The sequence below is a fragment of the Corynebacterium sp. MSK039 genome (assembly GCF_030232315.1).
Lineage (GTDB): Bacteria > Actinomycetota > Actinomycetes > Mycobacteriales > Mycobacteriaceae > Corynebacterium.
This window is the reverse complement of the sequence record NZ_JASPJL010000031.1, coordinates 1-1,520: the sequence shown is the minus strand read 5'-3', so window position 1 is coordinate 1,520 and position 1,520 is coordinate 1. Positions and strand designations below refer to the sequence as shown.

General features: G+C 55.5%; 1 protein-coding gene. It reads left to right on the top strand.

Translation table 11 applies throughout. From position 1 onward, the window contains the following. Positions 1-184 precede the first annotated feature (184 nt). Positions 185-1,396, top strand: coding sequence for an IS110 family RNA-guided transposase (locus tag QP997_RS09680; RefSeq protein WP_070563919.1), 1,212 nt, complete (start codon positions 185-187; stop codon positions 1,394-1,396). The last annotated feature ends 124 nt before the right edge of the window (positions 1,397-1,520 follow it).

The window sequence follows — 1,520 nt, the reverse complement described above, 5'->3', positions numbered from 1 at the left end:
CCTGCCCTGTAGTTTCCATAATCCGGGGGGTGTTGCCGCCGGGTGCCAGGACTTTCGATGACAGCTGATAGGGACACGGCCAGTTTTAAACTAGGTCTCTTTGTAACGTGGGTGCTTGCAACGAAGGTCATGACACCAGCGACTGGAACAACGCCATACCCATCTCGTTTTCTAGGAGCTCATCATGTCTCCGGAGCATTCCATCGACATATTCCTTGGGCTAGACGTCGGCAAATCTGAACACCACGCCTGCGCCTTAGACCGTGATGGCAACAAGGTCTTCGACAAACCGTTGCCTCAACTCGAATCCGAACTAGCAGGCGTTTTTCACCAGCTTCAGAAGCTTGGCACCGTGCTCGTGATCGTCGACCAACCCAACACCATCGGCGCACTACCGATTGCTGTAGCCCGGGACTGCGGTTGCGAAGTCGGATACCTGCCAGGTCTTGCGATGCGCAAAGCTGCAGATCTCTATCCGGGACGTGCAAAAACAGACAAACGCGACGCATTCATCATCGCCGACACCGCCCGCACAATGCCCCACACGCTACGTGCCGTCGACCGCAATGATGAGGTACTCTCCGCCCTAAAGATGCTGTCCGGCTTCGATGATGACATCGCCCGCGATTGCACTCGCACTGTCAATCGGCTTCGCAGTGTCCTCACCCAGATCTACCCCAGCCTGGAACGAGTTTTTGCTGGTAGCACCCTGACTCGCACGCCGATCCTGGAATTATTGATCCATTACAAGGGACCGCAGGGGCTAAAAAGAGCCGGATACCAACGAGTGTTGAACTGGATGATCAAGCGCACACGTAAAGACCCCACCCCGCTGGTAGACGACATTTTTGCAGCGCTGAAAGCTCAAACAGTCACCGTGCCTGGAAGCGATGCCGCCGAGTTAGTAATTCCTCAACTGGCTGCAAACATCCAGGCCCTCAAAGAGCAACGAAACACCATTGCTGAGCAGGTTGAAGAGATGCTCGCTGATTTCCCTCTTTGTGAGGTCTTGATGAGTATGCCCGGAGTCGGCATCAAGACCGCAGCGCAGATCCTTCTTGCGATCGGTGATGGCTCCGACTTCGCTAGTGCTGGCCACTTAGCTGCTTATGCTGGAATAGCACCCGTGACTAGACGATCCGGTTCGTCGATCAGAGGTGAATTCCCGGCACGGTCAGGCAATAAACGACTGAAAAACGCCTTGTTCTACTCCGCATTCGCAGTTATCCGCAGCCACGAACCGTCACGGCGGTATTACGAACGCAAACGCGCTGAAGGAAAACGCCACAACGCAGCAGTCATCTGCCTGGCACGACGCCGATGCAATGTCATCTACGCGATGCTGAAAAACAAGGAGTTCTTCCGCGAAATCCCGCCACGCCCCGTCGCCGCATAAAGCCCGAAGACGAAAGCCGACCAGCACACGCTGGCCGGCTCCTAGGCACGCCTAAGAAACTACTCCCAAGACTGCGCTCGTCAACATCGGTCTGGCACTTGACAAAAACATAGGGACACCCCCC